This window comes from Acidobacteriota bacterium, assembly GCA_020349885.1.
GTDB lineage: Bacteria > Acidobacteriota.
Genome location: CP070701.1, coordinates 2,297,550 through 2,317,283, shown reverse-complemented (window position 1 = coordinate 2,317,283; position 19,734 = coordinate 2,297,550). Strand labels below are relative to the sequence as shown.

The following is a 19,734-nucleotide window of genomic DNA, read 5'->3' as shown; positions in this document are numbered from 1 at the left end:
AGCATGCCGGACGACGAGATCACTAAGGAAGCGGCGCCGGACAAAGCCACACCTCCCACGACGGGGGAGTTGCGACCGGGCCAGGAGTTCGCGGGGCGGTACGAGGTAATCGAGACGCTCGGCCGGGGGTCGTTCGGGTTGGTGTATCGGGCGCGCGACCTTTCGCTCCACCGCACCGTGGCCCTCAAGGTGCTGCGCACGGAGATTATCGACACCAAGGCGCTCACGGAGGACAAGGCGCGATTCGTCCGAGAGGCGACGACGGCGGCCGCTCTGACCCACCCCCACATCGCGACCATCTACGACGCGGGCGAATCGGGCGGCGTCCCGTACATCGCCATGGAGCTGGTGGAGGGGCGCACGCTTCGAGAAATTCTCGAAGCCGAGGGGGCGCTTCCGCTCAAGCGCGCCCTCAATATCGCGCGCCAGACGGCCGCCACGCTCGCCTACGCCCACGCCCACGACATCATCCACCGCGACATCAAGCCCGGGAACATTCTGCTCACGGCCGATGACCAGATCAAGCTCGCGGATTTCGGCCTCGCGAAAATTTACCGCGGCGACGCCTCCGGCTCGCCAACGACCGCGCCCCTAACGAAAGAGGGCACCATCGTGGGGACGCTCCAGTACCTTTCGCCCGAGTACATCCGCGGCGAGGCCGTGAACGACCGCGCGGACGTCTATGCAATGGGCATCGTCCTCTACGAGATGCTGTCGGGCAAGCCGCCGTTCGACTCGCTGAAAATGATGGAAATCTTGAAGATGCATCTCGAGAGCGAGCCCAAGCCCCTCGTCGAGGCGGTGAAGACGTCCCTGCCGAAGGACTTCGACGTGCTCGTGCACAAGATGCTCTCCAAAAGCCGCGCCGAGCGCCCGAGCGCCGACGAGGCTTCCCTCGAGCTCGACCGCGTCCACATGCTCCTCGCGGACGAGACGAGCAAGACCATGATCGTGGAGCTTCCGAAAACCGAGGGCCTTTCCACCGATGAGGTCCCTCCCGATCCCTACATCGGGCGCGTCATCCGCGACTGCAAGGTTCTGGAAATCATCGGCGAGGGCGGCATGGGCGCCGTCTACAAGGCGCAACACATCCAACTCGGCACGTACCGCGCCATCAAGATCATTCGCAAGGAGCTTGCCACACAGGCCGGCTTTTTCGAGCGCTTTCGGAACGAAGCACTCCTCACGGAGGGGCTGCGCCACCCCAACCTCGTGACGCTCTACGACTTCAGCCGCCTTGAGGATGGCTCCATCTACTCGATGTGGGAGTTCGTCGAGGGGGAGAACCTCGAGGAGAGCCTCAAGCGGGACAGACGCATCCGGCCGCAGGAAGTGGTGCGAATTATGCTGCAGGTGCTCAGCGGCCTCGCCGAGGCCCACCGGCGGGGCATCATCCACCGCGACCTCTCGCTCGACAACATCATGCTGGTGCGCGAGGACGACACGGAGAACGTCAAGCTTATTGATTTCGGCATCGCCAAGAGCATGAAGGCGCCCGAGCCGGGAACGCCCTTTACGGAGGTCGGCGTCTTCGTGGGCAAGATCGGCTACAGCTCGCCCGAGCAGCTGGGGGATCTCCCGAAGAACCAGACTATAGATGCCCGCACGGACATTTTCTCCTCGGGCGTCGTGTTGTTCCGCATGCTCACGGGCCGCTTCCCGTTCAACACGTCTTCCATGACGACCTATATGCGCGACATCGCGGTCTCGACGCCCGAGAAGCTGCGCCGGCGCTTCCCGCCCTACGTGCCGCTCCCGCTTCGGGAAATCGCGGTCAAATGCCTCTCCACCGACCCCGCGCTGCGCTTCCAGAGCGCGGACGAGCTGAGCGAGGCGTTGCGCCAGGTGGACATCAGCGAGCTGATAAGGCGTCCCGTGCAGGTCAAGCAGCGCAGGGGGTTTAGGGTGGCGTTAGCGGTGATGCTCGTGCTGCTCGCCGGCGCGACCTTCTACCTCCAGCAACAGGGGCTCCTCGACCTGACGCACCTCGACCTGGAGCGCCTCGGTCTCCGCACCGCGGAACCGGAGGTAACGGTGCGCGACTTTCGGCGCCTGGCCGAGGAAGCCTTCACGGCGGGAAATCTCATCGAACCTCCGAACGCAAGCGCCCGCTACTGGGCGCAGCGCCTGGCCGAAGCGGAGGGAGGCGACGCCTCGTACCTCAAGGAAATGGAGGGGCGCATCGCCGAGAGCCTTATCGCCGAGGGAGAAGCACTGCTTTCAAGCCGCCGGCCCGAGGACCAGGCGAGGGCGCGCGACGCCTTCGTCCGCGCGCTCGCGCTGTGGCCTGACGACCAGAAAGCGCGCTTCGGAGCGTCTCTTTCCGAGGGAGCGCTCGCGCTCCTTGGGGATGATCCCGAGGCGGCGCTCGCCTTCTTTGAGGAGGCGAAGGGCATCAACCCGATGTCGAAAGAGCTGCGGCTCTGGATGGCCGACGCGCACCGGGCGCTCAGCGACCGCTACGCCGAGGCGGGGGACTGGGACGCGGCGCGCCGCGAGCGCGACGAAGCGACGTTTCTCAACCCGAACTACGGACCCGGTGATTTCAAGCTGGCCGCGCTCGAAAAGGAGGAAAAGGAAAAAGCGACGCAGCAGAAGCTGGCCGCCTTGAAGAAGCCGCGCCCCGAGCCGTCGCCACCCCCCAAGCCGCCCCGGCCCGCGAAGATGGAAACGGTGCAGCCCCCCCGCTCCGCGCGAAAGGTCGAAGCGCGCCCCGGGCGAAGAGAGGAACCGCCGCCGCCCGCGCCGCGCGCCCCGGCTTCCGACGACCCCGCCAAGTACAACAACCAGGGAAACCTCTACTTCAAGCAGGGCAAGTACAAGGAGGCCGAGGAGCAATTCCGCCTGGCCCTGAGCATCGACCCGGAGAACCCGCTCATCCAGAACAACCTCGCAAACCTCTACTACACGCAGGGGAAATACGCCCAGGCGCAGCCGCATTACGAAAAGGTCGTCCTCAAGGACCCAAAGAACCACAAGGCGCACTATTACCTCGGCATGATCGCCATGGAGCAGGGAGATCCCGGGCAGGCGGAGAAGATGTTCCGCGAGGCGCTGCTTCTCTCCCCCGCCCAAGCGCTCTACCTCTTCGAGCTTGGAAACGCCCTCGAAGACCAGGGACAACTGGACGAGGCCGCCCGGGTGTTCCAGCGCGCCATCGACGCCGGCCTCGACAAGCCCGCCGTGCACATGAACCTGGGAAACATCTACCTGGACCTCGACCGCCCCAGAGAAGCGGCCGAGGAATACCGGAAGGCCGTGACACTCGCGCCCGGGGACGCCTACGCGCACTACAACCTGGGGATGGCCTATTTTGATTTAAAGAACTACGGCGAGGCGCGCGCGAGCTGGGAGAAAGCCATCCAGCACAGGCCCGGTTACGCGTCGGCGCACTTCGCGCTCGGCAATCTCCACTGGCAGCAGAAGCGCCTCACGGACGCGAAGTTCCACTACGAAAAGACGGCCCAGTTGAAGCCTGACCACGGCAACGCCCACTACAACCTGAGCCTGGTCTACGACGAGATGGGCGACGGCGCGGCGGCCGCGAAGAGCCGCCGCAGGGCGTGCGATCTCGGGGTCGCGCGGGCCTGCTCGCCGCAGTAGGGCGAGCCCCTACCCTACCCTTTCGCCTTGTCCCTCACGGACACCGCGAGCTCCGAAATATCCGCGAGCCTTAAAAACAAGTCCCCGAGCTCGTAGAGGAGCGCCACGCGGTTGCGCCTGAGCGCCTCGTCCTCCTCCATCACCAGAACGTCGTCGAAAAACTTATCCACCAAAACGCGCATGGAGGCGAGCGCCTGGAACGCCTTCAGATAATCTCTCCTATCCATCCACTGCGCGACGTTCTCGCGCACCTTGGAAATACCGGTGTAGAGCTTCTTTTCGGTGCTCTCCTGGAGAAGCTTTTCGTCCACCTCGCCGCGCTCCTGGTCCTTGAGGATGTTCTTGACGCGCTTGAAGGAGATGGCGAGCGCCTTGAGGTCGTCGGAGCCGCGCATCTCGGCAAGCGCCCGTCCGCGCAGGTAGGCGTCGGCGAAGGAGACGTTGGGAAAGAGGCGGGAATCCGGCCAGCTCGCGCCGAGCACGGCTCGCGTGTAATTCACGAATCCGAAGTAATCAAGACTTTCGAACCGCTCCAGCAGGAACTCGCCGAGGCGTTTCTTTGCGTCGTCGCCCCGGATTCCATGGCCCTGGCAGGCCGCCTCGACGACGGGATGAAGCGACAGCGCCGCGTCGAGGCGCATGAGGGCGACGACGGCGTTTCCCGCGCGGCGCAGGGCGTAGGGATCCTTGGTTCCCGAAGGGACGATGCCCGCGCCGAAGAATCCGGCGAGCGTATCCATCCGGTCGGCGAGCGCAAGCAACCGTCCCATATCGCTTTCGGGCGTTTCCTCAACATCCGCACGCACGTCGAGCGGTTTGTAATGCTCGTAAACCGCCCGCCACATCTCCTCCGGCCGCCCCTCCTCCCTCGCGTAGACGCCGCCAATGATCCCCTGGAGCGAAGGGAACTCGCCCACCATCGCCGTTGCCAGATCGCATTTACTCAATCGCGCCGCCGCGCCCAGCGTCTCCGCCCTGTCGGCACGGCCCGCAAGCCCGGCAATCGTCGGCGCGAGCGCTTCGAGGCGCCCGGTCTTGTCGCGGTAGGAGCCGAGTTTTTCGTGGAACGTGGCGGCCTCCAGCTCCTCGAGGTGCGACTCGAGCGGCCGCTTGCGGTCGGCTTCGTAGAAGAATCTGGCGTCCTCGAGGCGCGCGCGGAGGACGCGCTCGTGGTTGCGAACCACGTCGGCGCCCGCTCCTTCGTCCACCTCGGCGACGGTGAGGAAGTGGGGAAGCAGTTTCCCGTCCTTTTCCATGGCGAAGTACTTCTGGTGCTCGCGCATGGACGAGACGAGCACTTCCTTGGGAAGCTCGAGAAATTTTTTGTCGAACGAGCCGCGCAACACCACGGGCCATTCGACCTGCGCCGTCACGGTGTCCAGAAGGGACGCGTCGGGCACGAGGGCGCCCCGCGCTTCCCCGGCACGCCCGGCGAGCGCCGCCTCGATGCTCTTGCGCCGCGCGCCGGCGTCCGGCTCCACGAAGCTCTTTCGCATCGTTTCAAGGTAATCACCGGCGGACGAAATCTCTATTTCCTTGTCGTCCGCCAGAAAGCGGTGACCGCGCGTCGTCCGTCCGCTTGCGACGCCGCAGAACGAGAGCGGCACGACGTTTTTTTCGAGAAGCGCCGCCACGGCGTGCACGGGCCGGATGAACGAGTGCTCCCCCCTGCCCCAGCGCATCGTGAGGGGAAACTCGAGCGAGGCGAGCACCTTCGGCACGATTTCCGCGAGAATGTCCGCCGCCGCCGCCCCGCCGCGCCGCACCTCGACGGCCGCGTACTCTCCCTTCGAGGTCGTCACCTTCTTGAGCGCGGAGGGGGAGCCGCCCTTGCCCTCGGCGAATTTGATCCCGACCTTCGTCGGCTTCCCGTCCTTGCCGAACGCGGCTTTCGCGGGCGGCCCGGTGACCTCCTCAACAAATTCCTCCTGTTTCTCCGCGACGCCCTCCACGAGCAGCGTGAGCCGCCGGTAGGTGCCGAAGGCTTCGATTCCTTCGAAGCGGAGCCTGGCGCTCTTCAGCGCGTCCCGCGTCCGGGAAAGAATCTGCTCGAGCGCAGGCGCAACGACGCGCGCGGGCAGGTCTTCAAGAAGAATTTCGAGGAGGAAGTGGCTAGGCACGGGCCGACCTCTTTTGCGGGTGGTAGCCGACGAACTCCACTTCCTTCATCTCCGCAAACCTCTTCGCCATCACCTCCAGCGCCTCGGGGTTGTCGTCAATCAAAATAAACCGCCGGCCCAGGAGGTGCGCCGCCTCGCCAGCAGTGCCGCTACCAGCGAAGAAATCCATTACTATATCACCAGGGCAGCTATGGGTTCGTACCAGCCAATCAATAATGCGTCTTGGCTTCTGTGTAGGATAACCTGTTTTTTCTTTTCCTGTCGGGCTGACGATCGTATGCCACCAGACATCGGTGGGAGTCTTGCCGCGCTCCGCTTTCTCCTTCCCCACGAGGCCGGGCGCCATGTAGGGAATTCTTTCGATCTCGTCGTAGTTGAAGACGTAATTCTTGGGGTCCTTCACATAGAGGAAAATCGTGTCGTGCTTCGCGGACCACTTTTTCTTTGTGCGCGCGCCGTAGTCGTAGGCCCATATGATCTCGTTCAGAAAAGAATCTCGCCCGAAGATTTCGTCGAGCAGAATTTTGCAGTAGTGCGCCTCGCGCCAGTCGATGTGGAAGCAGAGAGTGCCGTCGGCAGTGAGAATCCGGTGCGCCTCCCGGAGGCGCGGCTCCAAAAATGCTAGGTAGTCGTCAAACAGGTCGTGGTACGCCTTCGTCCCCACCTTGACGGTCTCGTAGCGCCGCCCGGCGAAGCCCGTGCGGTCGCCCCCCTCGGAGCGGACGGTCTTGATTTGCGTGCGCCGCTGTGCCTTCCCCGTGTTGAACGGCGGGTCGATGTAGATGAGGTTGACCGATTCCGATTCCATCTCGCGGAGTATCGGAAGGTTGTCGCCGAAGTAGATCTTGTTCGTCATTCTCTTTCGGCTTCGGGCCGGCGCGCCTTGAGGTAACCTTCCGCGCACTTGCACGCCAAGCGGCGTATGCGCCGGATGGTGTTCGCGCGCTCGGTCGCGCCGACGGCGCCGCGCGCGTCGAGCACGTTGAAGTAATGAGAGCACTTCAGCACGTAGTCGTAGGCGGGAAGGACGCACGGCGGCTTCTGCGCGAGAAGACTCTTCGCCTCCTCCTCGGCGAGGCGAAAAGATTCCCTGTGGCGCTCAATGTCGGCGAGCTCGAAGTTGAACCTGGAGAATTCCCTTTCCGCCTCGCGGCGGATCTGCTCGTAGGAGAACTCATCGTTCCACTTCAGATCGTAAACGCTCTCCGCGCCGCTCAGAAAAAGGGCAATGCGCTCCATGCCGTAGGAGAGCTCCACGGAGATTTTTTCGAGCTCGACGCCGCCCGCCTGCTGGAAGTAGGTGAACTGCGTTATCTCGCAGCCGTCCACCAGCACCTGCCACCCGACGCCCTGCGCCCCGAGCGTCGGCGCCTCCCAGTTATCCTCATCGAACCGGACGTCGTGCCGCTTGAGGTCGATTCCTATGGCCGCGAGGCTCCGCAGGTACACGTCCTGCACGTCCGCGGGCGAGGGCTTCAAGACCACCTGGAGCTGGAGGTGTTTCTCCAGGCGCTGCGGGTTGTCGCCGTAGCGGCCGTCGGCGGGGCGGCGCGACGGCTCGAAATACACGACGCGCCACGGCTCGGGGCCGAGCACCTTGAAAAAGGTCGCCGGGTTCATCGTGCCCGCGCCCTTCTCGACGTCGTAGGGGAACAGGCGGACGCAGCCCTCCTTCTCCCAGAAGGACTCGAGCGCCGCCATCAGTGCCTGGAGCGTCATGCCGCAACGCTCCGCCGCCGCGGCCGCGCGGCGCGGGCGGCTGTTTTTTCGAAATCCGTAAGAGGGTTCAGGCGCAGGCCGAGGCAGTCGTCGAAGACTTTTTCCACGAAGCGGCCCGCGCGGCGCACCGCCCTGTGCGGAAGCGGCGAGCGGGCGAAAACGCCGGGCCGCTCGCGCAGGACCCGCCCGAGCACACGGAGGGCCTCGGCGTCGAGCGCGGGAGCGGCCTTCCCCTTGTAGCACCGCTCGCACGCGAGCGCGCGGCTCTTTCTAAGCCACCACGCGCCCCGTGCCCCGAACGCGCGGCCGCACTCGGTGCAGCGCCTGGGGTCCGGAAAAATTCCCTCGAAGCGGAGCGCCCAGGCGCTCGCGTAAAGAAGCGTCGCGGCGCGCCGCCCCTCCTCCGCGACGTCGAGCGCCTCGTGCATGAGGCGGTAGAGCGGCGGCCGCTCGAGCCCTTCCTGCGCGAGCGAGCGCGCCAGGCCGGCGAGCGCATGCAGGTAGGCGCCCGCCTCCGCGTCGGCGAACGAGTCGAAGCGCGAGCGCACGAGCGTGCACAACTCGAGGCGCGCGAGTCCGGACCTGTCCGGCCCGTCGTGGGCCTCGAATGCTGCCTCCACTTCGCTCCAGAGTAGGAAGCACCCGACCCATGGGTGGCGCGCGCTCTGCCCCCCGCGCACCGAGGCGCGGCGCAATGCGCCCGACTCCTCCAGAAGCGCGACGACCAGATCGTTCTCTCCGAGCGGCCTGGCGTCGAGCACCAGTGCCCGCGTGGACTTAAGCATCGCAAAAGCATAACAGCCGCGAGCGGCAGGGCGCAACTTTTCTTTGCCTACCTCAGCCCGTCCGCGAGCGCCCGCATCTCCTCGGGCACGGGCGCCTCGAAGGAGATGGGCAGTCCCGTGCCCGGATGGCGCAGCGTGAGACGCCAGGCGTGGAGCGCGATGCGGTCCAGGGGAGCGCCAGGCCCCTTGTCGCCGCCGTAGACGGCGTCGCCCAGGATCGGGTGGCCGACGTGCGCGAGGTGGACGCGGGCCTGGTGGCTGCGGCCGGTCTTGAGGTTGACCTCGAGGAGCGTCGCGCCGGAGAGCCTCTCCAGGACCCGGTAGAGCGTGAGCGCCGCGCGCCCGCCCTCCATGACGGCCATCTTCTTCCGGTTGCGGGGGTGCCGCGCTACGGGCTCCTCGATCCGCCCCTCGTTCTTCCGGACGCGCCCCCGGACGAGCGCCAGGTAGACCTTGTCCACGCGGCGCGCCTTGAACGCCGCGGAGAGCGCACGGTGCGCGCGGTCGTGCTTTGCCACGAGCAGGAGCCCCGAGACGTCCTTGTCGAGGCGGTGGACCAGGCCGGGGCGCTCGGTGCCGCCGATGCCCGAGAGATCTTGCAGGCGGTGGAGAAGGGCGTTCACGAGGGTGCCGCTCCAGTGGCCGGGCGCGGGGTGCACCACCATGCCGGCGGGCTTGTCCACGACGGCCACGTCGGAATCCTCGTACAGGATGCTCAGGGGAATATCCTCCGGCCGGGTCTCGGACTTTTTCGGAAACGGGACGACGACGCGGACGCGGTCGCCGTATTCGACCTTGACGGAAGGCTTGAGCGAGGGCGCCCCGTTCCGCTCAACGCTCCCCTTCTCGATGAGTTTTTGGAGAAACGAGCGGCTCAGGTGCGGCAGTCTCTCCCGGAGAAAACGGTCGAGGCGTTTCCCCGCGCCGCCCCGGTCCACGCGGAGCGTCTCTTCCCGCTCGACGCGGCGCGTCGCCGGCACGCGTTTTGCCTTCAGCGGGCGCCGTCCAGAATCCGCGCCAGGCGCTGGGCGCCCTGGGAAAGGCGCGGGCCTGGGCGGGTCAGGAGCGAATCATGAACCACGAACACGTTGCCCTCACTGCACGCCCTCAGGTCCTGCCAGCCCTCGCGGACGTAGACCTCCGCCGGGTTCATGCGCTCGCCGTAGCCGCACCAAGAGAGAACGATGACCTCGGGGTCGAACTTCTTGAGCTCCTCGATCTCCACGGGGCGGCTCGCCTCCCCCGACTTCAGAAAGGGCTGCGCGCCGCACGCCAGGGCCAGGTCCGACACCCAGTTGCCAGACGCCGTGGGCGGCTCGCTCCATTCCTCGACGTAAACCCGGAGCTTGGGTTTCCCGTTGGTGCGCGACTCGCGCAGCCGCCGGATGTGGGAGCGCATGGCCTTCACGACGCGGTAGGCGTCGGCCTGGCGGCCGGTGAGGCCGCCCACGTCGAGCACGGTGTCGCAGACCTCCTCGAACAAAACCGGATTGAACCGCTCAACCCGAAGGCCCAGTTTCTTGAGGCTCTCGGCGATTTTGTCCTGAAGAGACGACGCGGTCAGGACCAGGTCGGGGCGCAGGGCCGCCACCTTCTCGCTCTCCACCGCAAGCCAGCCGCCCACCTTGGCCTGCAGGCGCGCGGCGAGCGGGTAGTCGCAATGGTCGGTGACACCGACGATGCGCTGCTCGAGGCCGAGGGCGAACAGGATTTCCGTGTGGCTTGGAGCCAGGGAAACGATGCGCTCCGGCGTTTGGGGCATAACCCCCTAATTATACCACTGCCGCGCCGCGCGGCAAGGGTGACGCTAAAATTCCAGCTTGTCGATGTTCTTCTTCACGCCCGCGACGGACTTTTGAAAGGCTTGTTCCTCGTCCTTGGTGAGCCGGACCTCAAAGATGCCCTTGATGCCGCCCTCGCCGAGAATGACGGGAACGCCCGCGAAGACGCCGCTTGCGCCGTACTCGCCTTCGAGGTACGCGGAGCAGGGCAGGATCTTGCGGCGGTCGTAGAGGATGGCGTCCACCATCTCGACCGCGGCCGAGGAAGGCGCGTAATAGGCGCTTCCCGTCTTGAGGTAGTTCACGATCTCGATGCCGCCGTCGCGCGTGCGCTGAATCAGAGCGTCGAGCTTTTCCTTGGGAAGAAGCTCAGAAAGCGGCACGCCCGCCACGGTCGAGTAGCGCGCAAGCGGCACCATGGAGTCGCCGTGGCCGCCGAGCACCAAGGTCTGGATGTTATCGACCGACACCTTGAGCTCCTCGGCGATGAAGGCGCTGAAACGGGCCGTATCCAAAATGCCGGCCATGCCGACTACCCGCTCGCGGGGGAAGCCGCTCACTTTGTACGCCACGTAGGTCATCACGTCGAGCGGATTCGACACGACGACCAGCACCGCCTTCGGCGACCTCTTGACGACTTCCTCGGTCACGCTCTTGACGATGTTGAAATTGACGTTGCGCAAATCGTCGCGGCTCATTCCGGGCTTGCGCGGCGAGCCCGCCGTGATGACGGCAATGTCCGAGTCGGCCGTCTCGCCGTAGTCGTTCGTGCCGAAGATGCGGCAGTCGGACTTCTCGACGGGCGCCGATTCCAGGATGTCCAACCCCTTGCCCTGCGGGATGCCTTCAAGGATGTCCACCAGGACAACGTCGCCCAGCCCCTTGTCCACGAGGCGCTGGGCCGTGACTTCTCCCACATGGCCTGCTCCTACAACGGTAATTTTTGCTCGCATAGCGGAAACTCCTGTAGTGTTTGGTGGTTGCTTACATTCCGATTTTTCTCAAATAGGGCTCATGCAAAATTCTTCACAACCTCCTCGCCGTACTCGGAACATTTGATTTCCTTCGCGCCCTCCATCTGGCGCGCCAGGTCGTACGTCACGGTCTTCTGGGCGATGGTGCGCTCAAGGCCCCTTATAATCAAGTCCGCGGCCTCCTGCCAGCCCATGTGCTCCAGCATGAGGACGCCAGAGAGGATGAGCGAGCCGGGATTCACCTTGTCCAGGTTGGCGTACTTGGGAGCGGTGCCGTGAGTGGCCTCGAACACGGCCGCCTCGTCGCCGATGTTGGCGCCGGGGGCCATCCCCAGGCCGCCCACCTGCGCCGCGGACGCGTCCGAGACATAGTCGCCGTTCAGGTTCAGCGTTGCAACGACGCTGTATTCGTCGGGACGCAGAAGAAGCTGCTGAAACATAGAGTCCGCGAGGCGGTCCTTCAACAAGACCTTCCCCCCGGGAAGCTTGCCGTTGTGCTGCTCCCAAAGTGCGCTTTCGCTGATGACGCTGTCGGAAAATTCCTCGCGCGCAAGCTCGTAGCCCCAGTCCCGGAAAGCCCCGTCGGTGAATTTCATAATGTTCCCTTTGTGCATCAGCGTGACGCTCGGCCGGCCGCGCTTGATGGCGTACTGGATGGCGCGGCGGATGAGGCGCTTCGTGGCGAAGGCACTCACGGGCTTGATGCCGACGGCGCTGCGCTCGCGGATTTCAGCGCCCATGCCTTTCGTCAGAAAATCCCAAAGGCGCTCAGCCTCCGGCGTGTCGGCGGCCCACTCAATGCCCGTGTATACATCCTCGGTGTTTTCCCGAAAGATGACCACGTTCAGCTTCTCAGGGTTCTTGACCGGGCTGGGCACACCCTCGAAGTAGCGCACGGGGCGGACGCACGCGTACAGGTCGAGTCGCCGGCGGATGGTGACGTTGAGACTCCGGAAGCCTCCGCCTATGGGCGTGGTCAGGGGCCCTTTAATGGCGACGCGGAAATACCGGATGGCCTCCAGGGTCTCTTCGGGAAGCCATTCCCCGGTGCGCTCCTTGGCAAGCTCTCCCGCCAGAAGCTGCACCCACACGATGCGGCGCTTCCCTCCGTAGGCCTTCTCCACCGAGGCGTCCAGGATCCGCTTCGTGGTGCGCCAAATGTCGGGGCCGATGCCGTCGCCTTCGATATAACCCACATAGGGATGATGCGGGGTCTTCACTCCCCCGTCTGCCAACTCGATGCGCTCTCCCCCTTCAGGTACCTGGATGGTTTTCCACACGGTGTTATTCCTTTCTGGTCAAGCGTATTGTTCCCACGACTCTCGGCGGCGCATGCGCAGCCTCGCCCCAGTATACCACATGAAGCTCTTTTTATCTATTTTTTCCGTCGGAGACGGATTCCGGCCCGCGTTGACCCAGATCGTAAACGACCATGCGAAGGCTCGGAACCCTCAGCACGGGAACGTAAAGGGCGTCAAGGTGCGGCCAGAGCGCATCCACCGAGGCATTGACGGGCGGAGCCATAACAAAGTAAAGGGGACGGCCGGGATGCTGACGCGACACCTCGGCCCGGAAGCGCTCCACGTCCTCGGGCGTGAGAAGATTCTGCACGAAGGGACGGTTCGTGTAGTAGAAAAGCGCCGGCAGAAAGGTCGAGTGGCCGACAAGGGCGCCGGAAGGAAGAAACCGGTCCACAGCCCGCGCATCGGCATAGCGGCCCTTAAATTCCGGGTCGGTTTCAAAGCGGCGGCAGAAATCCACGTTGAGGGCGAGGCTCAAAAAGGCCGCCGCAAAGCCCAGCATGGTGAAACTTCGCCGGGCAGCCGGGGAAGAGGCCCGATCCCGCATGTTCCGAAGCCCGAGTATCGCCGCGGCCATTATAACCGACACGCCCGGAGCAAAGTCTCCTACCGGGAAATAGTGCACCATGACGCCCTGCGCGAAAAAAATAAAATAGGGCAAGGCGGCTCCGAACAAGACGAGCCCCAGACACCAGGAGCGGTGAAGCGGGTCTTTGGAAGAATTCTCCGCGCACCGACTGCGTGTCCACCAGAGCCAGCCAAGCGAAGCGGCCGCGATAAGCAGGAACGCTTTCCCAGAGTGAGGAAGCCATCGGAAAACCGCGAAAGTGTCGGGAAAACGGTACAGAAATTTTTCGATGTGTGCCGCCCACGAAAACGCTCCTTCCGTCGAACCTGCGCCGTAGCCCTGGTAGCTGAATCCTCCGATGCGCCAGAGCACAACCTGAAAAAGGTCCCGGGCGGCGTTACCAAATCCCAGGTACCAGGCGTTGCGGGCAAGCGTCAGGACGAGAGCGAGCCCATGCCCCGGCACAAGCCACAACAGATGACGCTTGGGCCAGGGAATACCAAACGCAAAGGCATAAAGCCAGAGAAAGGCGTGGGCGTAGAGCCAGTACTCCACCAGCAAATAGAGGCCCTGGAGCAAAAACAAGGCATTGACCCAAAACCACAGGGAAGCACGGAGTTGGGGGCGTTCCACCGAAACGTGCCACAAGAGAAGAGGCCCGAATGTAAGCACGAAAACACCAGGGTTCACCTTGAGGCTGTCCGCGAAAATGTAGAGCGGCAGCGCAAAGGATGCAAACGCCGTGGCAAGGAGCGCCAGCGAGGCATCTTTCGTAATACGCCGTAGGAGCAAAAAGAAGCAGGCCATGCCGGCCGTGTGAAAGAATATGGCTACGATGCGCAACCCCAGAAGCGTTTGTATGCCTGCTTTATGGAAAAGGCCTGCGGAAATAAACGTCAAAGGCTGGGAGTGGAGATAAGGATAGCGCTGTCCCATGGGAGCCTCCTCCAGAGGCCCGAACTGAAGATGGGGGGCGAAGCGCTCCGAGAGAAATCCCTCTTCGCCGAATCGCTGCGCGGCTATCAGCGCCATGGCGTCATCCCAGTAGCCGTGCCCATAGCCGCGAAGGGGCTCGCCAGCTTTGCGCACCAGCATGAAAGTGAGCAGCCCCAGCACCGCTCCAAGTCCCACGAGCGACCAGAGCGCCTGTGTTCGTAGAGCAGAGTAGGCACGCGTCATGACGCGTGCCCATGCTATGTTTCGCCGAAAGGCGAGTCAACGTGGGCGGGAAATCCCCCATAGCCCCCTCCCGGTTTCCCCAAGGCCTGTCATGTGTGCTACACTGACGTATGAAGGGCAGGCAAGAGGGCCGCCCCGCCCAACGGGCGGGGAGGAAAGTCCGAACTCCACAGGGCGGCGTGGTCCCTAACAGGGACGCCTCAGCTTGGTGACGAGCGGAGGACGGAAAGTGCCACAGAAAACAGACCGTCCCGACTCGCCGGTCAGGCGTGTCGGGATAAGGGTGAAACGGTGCGGTAAGAGCGCACCGCTCCGGCCCGCGAGGGCGGAGGCACGGTAAACCCCACGCGGAGCAAGGCCAAATAGAGAAAGGCCGAGGCGGCCCGCCTCTTTCCCCTTGTCCCTCCGCGGGCGAGAGGAGCCTTTCCGGGTAGGCTGCTTGTTCCGTCAAGGAACAGAGGTCGCGCGCAAGCGCGGCTCGAGAGGAATGGCCCTCTCCCCGACGCCTCCGGGCGTCGGGGAAACAGAATTCGGCTTACGTCCTGCCCTTCGCGGTTTTTGAAGAATTGGCTTGCTCCGGAAAGATCCACACGATGGAAGAGAAGCTGCTTATGACAGAAAAATTTCCATTAAGTCCGCGAGTTGAACAGGCCCTCGAGCGCCACCGCGAGGCGATTTTAAGCATTAGCCGGACGCTCTTCGAGAATCCCGAGCTAAGCGGCGAGGAGCGTCAAAGCGTTGCCTTCCTTGCCTCGGTGCTCAAGGAGCACGGTTTCGAGGTCACGCAGCCCGTGGGCGGCCTGGAAACGGCCTTTCGCGCCGAGCGCCGGGGGCGCTCCGAGAGGCCGCGCGTCGCCTACCTGGCCGAATACGACGCCCTGCCCGATGAGATCGGGCACGGCTGCGGCCACAACCTTATCGCGGCCGCCTCGACGGGAGCGGCGCTCGCGCTGGGCGACGTGATCGGGGAGCTCGAGGGAAGCGTCGTTCTCTTGGGCACTCCCGCCGAGGAGACCATCGGCGGAAAAATCGAGATGCTTCGCGCCGGCGCGTTCGAGGACATCGACACGGCCATGATGGTGCACCCGTCGAACGAGACCCGCGTCAACACCACCTCGCTCGCGGCGTATCCGGTGGAAGTCATCTTTTACGGCAAAGAAGCGCACGCCGCGTCTTCGCCCGAGTTGGGCATTAATGCCCTGGATGCCCTGGTAACGTTCTACGTGTCCCTGGGGCTTCTTCAGAAGCAGCTTCGGAGCGACGTGCGATTTCCCGGAATCATCAAGGAGGGCGGCACGCGCCAGAACATCGTTCCCGCCCGCGCCGTGGGAATCTTCAGCGTCCGCGCCGCCGACACCGACTATCTGGACTACGTCATCGAGCGGATTCGTGAAACGGCCCAGGCCGCCGCGCAAGCGCACGGCGCCCGTTTCGAAGTCCGTCATCCCGAAAACTACTTCTACGAAATGTGCACGAACCAGGCGCTTGCGGAGGTGTGCGGCCGGCACATCGAGGAGGGGGGCCTGAGCCTTATCCGCACGCCGCGCAAGAAAATGGGCTCGCTCGATATGGGAACCGTAAGCCATACGCTTCCCGCCATTCATCCCATGATTTCGGTTTGTGACGAGCTTTCGGCGCACACGCCGGAGTTCGGACGCGCCACGCAGAGCGAGCGCGGCCAGCACGCGCTCCTCGTCGCCGCACGCGCACTCGCCCTCACCGGCCTCGCTTACCTGAGCTCGGACGACCTGCGGCGCCGCGTTCACGAAGAATTCGCGCAGGCGAAGAAGAAAGCTTCGGCGCGCAAGGCGAGTTGAGTCTCCCAAGCTCCGATGCTTCGTTTTGGGTGCAAAGCAGAGAAAAATCTTTCCTCTCCACACTTAGCAACTGTCTTCCCAAGGCTTTGCGCCTCCTTTTTCACAGATTCTGTGAAAGACTTTTTTAACGATGCGCTACGTTGCCGTCTTTGGAAGCTCTGAGGCGCGTCCGGGCGACAAAAATTACGACGCCGCGTGCACGGTGGCGCGGCGCATGGCCGAGCGCGGATTTGGGATTGTGACGGGAGGCTACGGCGGCGTCATGGAAGCGGCAAACCGCAGCGCGAAGGAAGCAGGAGGCCGGAGCCTGGGCATCACGACTCAGGCGTTTTCGGCATTCCCCGAACGGCGGGCAAACCCATGGCTTGACGAGGAGCGCTGCGAGCCGACGCTTTTTGCCCGCACGCAGGCTCTCGTGAAGACGGCGGCGGCGTATGTTATCTTCTCCGGCGCGGCGGGAACTCTCGCGGAGGTGGCGTTTCTCTGGGCGCTCGTGCGCGCGGGACTCCTCGGCGAAAAGCCCATTGTGCTGGTCGGCCAAGTGTGGGAGAATGTGCTCGTGGAACTTGAGCGCGCCGATTTTCTAACGAGCCGCGAACGCGAGGCGTCAACCGTGGTGCGCACGGCGGAGGAAGCCTGCGCCGCTCTCGAACAAGGGCTCAGCCCATGAGCGAACCCCGATATTCCGATATGGGCAAACCCGAAAATTCGGAAGCCTACGAGCCGCCGAGGGTCAGCCTGCTGCGGGAGTACTACGAAACAGTTCTCGTATGCGTCCTTTTCATCCTCTACACATGGACCTTCGTTGTGATGCAGTCGAAGATTCCCACCGCCTCGATGCAGAACACCTTGCTCATCGGCGACCGGATCATCGTGAACAAGTTCGCCTACGGGACGGAGACATGGCCCTGGCTCAAAATGCTGTTTCCTTACCGCGACATCCGACGGGGCGACGTGGTGGTGTTCAAATCGCTCGAAGACCCCGAGAAAGACTTCATTAAGCGCGTGATTGCCGTGGGCGGCGACCGCCTGGAGATGGTCGACAAACGGACCTACCTGAACGGCGCGCCGCTTGACGAGCCCTACGTCCAATTCGGCGACTCGCGCGTTTACGGCGTCCGCGACCTGCGAAGCCCCTACGGTCATCCCCGCGACAACTTCGGCCCCATCGTCATCCCCGACGGCCACTACTTCGTGATGGGCGACAACCGCGACAACTCGAACGACAGCCGCGCCTTCGGCCCCGTCGAGCGCCGCTACGTCAAGGGAAAGGCCGTGCTGATTTTCTGGTCCATGGAGCAGCCAGGGGAGTGGAGCGACCCCTTGGGGAAAAAAGCATGGAACGTGCTCAAAAGCGCCGCAAACTTTTTCCGCTGGACGCGCTGGGACCGCATTTTCCGCCCCGTAGAGTAAGCCCCATGGACCTCGAGCGGACCGAACGCCGTCGAAGGGTCCGGAAAACGAGAGCTTCCCATGGCTGAAAAACAAAAACGCATTCTGATTGCTGACGACGCCCTCTTTTTTCAAGCCACCCTCAAGGAGCTTTTCGAGCGCGCCGGCTACGATGTGCTCGTCGCCTCGAACGGCGAGGAAGCCCTTCAAAAGATTCGAGATGCCCTTCCCCGGCTCGACATGGCGGTTTTGGACCTCCTCATGCCCAAGCTGTCGGGCTTCGACGTCATCCGCAAGGTGAGGGAGCTGGAAGGGGGAAATCTCCTTCCCGTCGTCGCCATCTCGAGCCTTTACCGCAAGGAGCAGCACCTTGAGCTGCTGCGCGAGCTGAACGCTACCGGCTACCTCGACAAATCCATGCCGCCGGAGGAGGTTCTGTATTTCGTCAACCAGGTTTTGTTTCCAGCAGATCACGAGGGGCGCAAGCATCTGCGCGTCGTCGCCTACTTCACCATTCAATACCGGGTGCAGGAATCGCTCTTCAAGGCCTACTCCTACACCCTCAGCGAGGGAGGACTCTACATCCGCACCACGCGGCCCGTGCCCTGCGGAACGGAGCTGGAGGCCACCTTCAATTTGCCCGACTCGTCGGAGCGCATCCGCGCCAAGGCCGAGGTCGTGCACGTTCATGAACGAGTCGATTTCCATCTCTACCCGCCCGGCATGGGCGTGCGCTTCACCGAAATCTCGCGTGAGGACGTCGAGCGCATTCGCGCCTACATCGAGGACAGCATGTGGGGTTGGCGGCCGGAAAGCCCCGCCGATAAGGAATAATTCTTTCCGGCACCCCGCTGCACGCCGCGGCCCCCCCCGATGACTGATTTATTGTCCGCCGCGCGCGCGGCCCTTATAATGAAGCGATGAGACGCACGCTCGAATGGCTGGCCGTCTGCCTTCTGGGCTTCGTCGTCCGCCGCTTGGGCGACGGCGCGGCGGCGTGCATCGGCCGATGGATCGGTCGGGCGGCGTTTCGGCTCTTGAGGCGCCGCCGCCGGGTGGCGCTCCGCAACCTCGAAGCCGCCTATCCCGGCGCTCCGTCGGGGCTCGCCCCGGATGCCTCGGCGGGGCTTTCCCCAGACGAGCGGCGGGCACTCGCGCGCCGGACTTTCGAGCATTTTGCCTGCGTGGTCGTCGAGATTTTGCGATTTCCCTTGCTGGACAAGGAAAGTTGCGTTTCCCGTGTCGAGTTCGCGGGCCTCGAACACATGCGCGCGGCGCTCGCCGAAGGCAAGGGCGCCATCTTCTGTGCCGGCCACTTCGGCAACTGGGAGCTCGCGGCGCTGGCCCTGGGCTACGCGGGCTTCCCGATGACCATGCTCACGCGGCCGCTCGACAACCCTCGCCTGGAGAGACTGCTCGCGTGCTACCGTGCGGCCTCGGGCAACCGCCTTCTCCACAAGCACGCGTCGCTGCGCCATCTGATGCGCGACCTGCGCGACGGGCAGGCCGTGACCGTCGTGATGGACCAGCACTTCGGCGACGCGAACGCCGTGGTCGTCAACTTCATGGGACGGCCGGCCGCGACGACGCCGGCGGTGGCTCTCCTTTCGCTCAAGACCGGCGCCCCTGTCGTGATGGTGTTCCCCATCGCGCTCGGCGGGGGACGCTACCGGGTCCTCTGCGAGCCGGGTCCCCCAGCGGCCCTCACGGGCGACCGCGCGCACGACGAGGCGGCGCTCACCGTGGCCATGACGCGCCGCATCGAACACTACGTGCGGAAGCACCCGGAGCAGTGGCTCTGGATGCACGAGCGCTGGCGCGTGCCGGCTCGTCCGAGTCTTGGGAAAAGCGCCGCCCCGGAGAAAGAGGCCGAAGCGCCGGACAAACCTTCCGAGGCGGCCGGCGTGGTGCGCGGATGAAGAAGCCGGCCGTGTTCCTCGACCGCGACGGGACCCTCACCGAGGAAGTGGGCTACGTCAACCACCCGGACCGCCTGCACCTTCTGCCCGGCGCCGCAGAGGCCGTTCGGCGCATCAACGCCATGGAATGGCGCGCCATCGTCATCACGAACCAGGCCGGAGTGGCGCGCGGCTACATGAGCGAGGACGTGGTGCGCGAGACGATGAAACGCCTCGAAGCGCTTCTCGCGGAAGAAGGCGCACGCCTCGACGGCATTTACTTTTGCCCCCATCACCTTTCCTCGCAGGACGCCCGCTACGCGCTCGACTGCGCCTGCCGAAAACCCCGCCGCGGCCTCGTGGACGCCGCCTGCCGCGAGCACGAGATAGACCTCGCCCGCTCCGTCGCCGTGGGCGACAAGTATTATTCCGACGTGGCCTTGGCCCACGGCATCGGAATTCCGGGAATCCTCGTGCTCACGGGATACGGTCTCGGCGAGCGCGAGAACCAATCCAGGGACTGGCCCCGCCAGCCCGAATACATCGCCCGGGACGTGCTCGACGCCGTGCGGTGGATTTCGGAGCAGTAGGCACCCG

General features: G+C 64.3%; 16 protein-coding genes and 1 other RNA gene. 8 read left to right on the top strand and 9 right to left on the bottom strand.

Going from position 1 to position 19,734, the window contains the following annotated elements:
• Positions 1 to 3: 3 nt before the first annotated feature.
• Positions 4 to 3,603, top strand: a complete 3,600-nt coding sequence (locus tag JSV08_09885; GenBank protein ID UCF80791.1) for a protein kinase — start codon at positions 4 to 6, stop codon at positions 3,601 to 3,603.
• Positions 3,604 to 3,617: 14 nt separating this feature from the next.
• On the opposite strand, the gene JSV08_09880 is transcribed toward JSV08_09885, so the two are convergent.
• The 9 genes from JSV08_09880 to JSV08_09840 form a co-directional block, all read right to left on the bottom strand.
• Positions 3,618 to 5,723, bottom strand: a complete 2,106-nt coding sequence (locus tag JSV08_09880; protein ID UCF80790.1) for a glycine--tRNA ligase subunit beta — start codon at positions 5,721 to 5,723, stop codon at positions 3,618 to 3,620.
• On the bottom strand, positions 5,716 to 6,579 hold the full coding sequence (locus tag JSV08_09875) for a site-specific DNA-methyltransferase (GenBank protein UCF80789.1): 864 nt from the start codon (positions 6,577 to 6,579) through the stop codon (positions 5,716 to 5,718). Before JSV08_09875 ends, JSV08_09880 begins: the two co-directional genes overlap by 8 nt.
• Positions 6,576 to 7,442, bottom strand: coding sequence for a glycine--tRNA ligase subunit alpha (locus JSV08_09870; GenBank protein ID UCF80788.1), 867 nt, complete (start codon positions 7,440 to 7,442; stop codon positions 6,576 to 6,578). The genes JSV08_09875 and JSV08_09870 overlap by 4 nt, the downstream gene beginning before the upstream one ends.
• Positions 7,439 to 8,227 carry a DNA repair protein RecO C-terminal domain-containing protein gene (locus JSV08_09865; GenBank protein UCF80787.1) on the bottom strand — a complete coding sequence of 263 codons (789 nt, stop codon included), beginning with the start codon at positions 8,225 to 8,227 and terminating at the stop codon, positions 7,439 to 7,441. The genes JSV08_09870 and JSV08_09865 overlap by 4 nt, the downstream gene beginning before the upstream one ends.
• 47 nt (positions 8,228 to 8,274) lie before the next feature.
• The gene (locus JSV08_09860; GenBank protein UCF80786.1) at positions 8,275 to 9,207 is read right to left on the bottom strand and encodes an RluA family pseudouridine synthase; all 933 of its coding nucleotides are present in this window, start codon (positions 9,205 to 9,207) and stop codon (positions 8,275 to 8,277) included.
• Positions 9,208 to 9,218: 11 nt separating this feature from the next.
• Positions 9,219 to 9,989 (bottom strand): cobalamin-binding protein, encoded by a 771-nt coding sequence (locus JSV08_09855; protein ID UCF80785.1) that lies wholly within the window; start codon positions 9,987 to 9,989, stop codon positions 9,219 to 9,221.
• A gap of 45 nt (positions 9,990 to 10,034) precedes the next feature.
• Entirely contained in the window at positions 10,035 to 10,961 is a 927-nt protein-coding gene (gene mdh / locus JSV08_09850) for a malate dehydrogenase (GenBank protein UCF80784.1), read from the bottom strand.
• Positions 10,962 to 11,020: 59 nt separating this feature from the next.
• On the bottom strand, positions 11,021 to 12,262 hold the full coding sequence (icd, locus tag JSV08_09845; GenBank protein ID UCF80783.1) for an isocitrate dehydrogenase (NADP(+)): 1,242 nt from the start codon (positions 12,260 to 12,262) through the stop codon (positions 11,021 to 11,023).
• A gap of 91 nt (positions 12,263 to 12,353) precedes the next feature.
• Positions 12,354 to 14,030: a hypothetical protein gene (locus JSV08_09840; protein ID UCF80782.1), complete on the bottom strand. Its 1,677-nt coding sequence runs from the start codon at positions 14,028 to 14,030 to the stop codon at positions 12,354 to 12,356.
• Between the two features lie 114 nt (positions 14,031 to 14,144).
• Between JSV08_09840 and rnpB the strand changes: the two genes are divergently transcribed.
• The 7 genes from rnpB to JSV08_09805 all read left to right on the top strand — a co-directional run bounded on the left by rnpB (position 14,145) and on the right by JSV08_09805 (position 19,727).
• Positions 14,145 to 14,583: RNase P RNA component class A (rnpB, locus tag JSV08_09835), an RNA gene on the top strand.
• A gap of 40 nt (positions 14,584 to 14,623) precedes the next feature.
• On the top strand, positions 14,624 to 15,847 hold the full coding sequence (locus JSV08_09830; protein UCF80781.1) for a M20 family metallopeptidase: 1,224 nt from the start codon (positions 14,624 to 14,626) through the stop codon (positions 15,845 to 15,847).
• A gap of 130 nt (positions 15,848 to 15,977) precedes the next feature.
• Positions 15,978 to 16,517 carry an LOG family protein gene (locus JSV08_09825; GenBank protein UCF80780.1) on the top strand — a complete coding sequence of 180 codons (540 nt, stop codon included), beginning with the start codon at positions 15,978 to 15,980 and terminating at the stop codon, positions 16,515 to 16,517.
• A 20-nt stretch (positions 16,518 to 16,537) separates the two neighbouring features.
• Positions 16,538 to 17,260, top strand: a complete 723-nt coding sequence (gene lepB, locus JSV08_09820; protein ID UCF81884.1) for a signal peptidase I — start codon at positions 16,538 to 16,540, stop codon at positions 17,258 to 17,260.
• A 60-nt stretch (positions 17,261 to 17,320) separates the two neighbouring features.
• Positions 17,321 to 18,073 (top strand): response regulator, encoded by a 753-nt coding sequence (locus tag JSV08_09815; protein UCF80779.1) that lies wholly within the window; start codon positions 17,321 to 17,323, stop codon positions 18,071 to 18,073.
• A gap of 86 nt (positions 18,074 to 18,159) precedes the next feature.
• Positions 18,160 to 19,158, top strand: coding sequence for a lysophospholipid acyltransferase family protein (locus JSV08_09810; protein UCF80778.1), 999 nt, complete (start codon positions 18,160 to 18,162; stop codon positions 19,156 to 19,158).
• Positions 19,155 to 19,727, top strand: coding sequence for an HAD family hydrolase (locus JSV08_09805; GenBank protein ID UCF80777.1), 573 nt, complete (start codon positions 19,155 to 19,157; stop codon positions 19,725 to 19,727). The genes JSV08_09810 and JSV08_09805 overlap by 4 nt, the downstream gene beginning before the upstream one ends.
• The last annotated feature ends 7 nt before the right edge of the window (positions 19,728 to 19,734 follow it).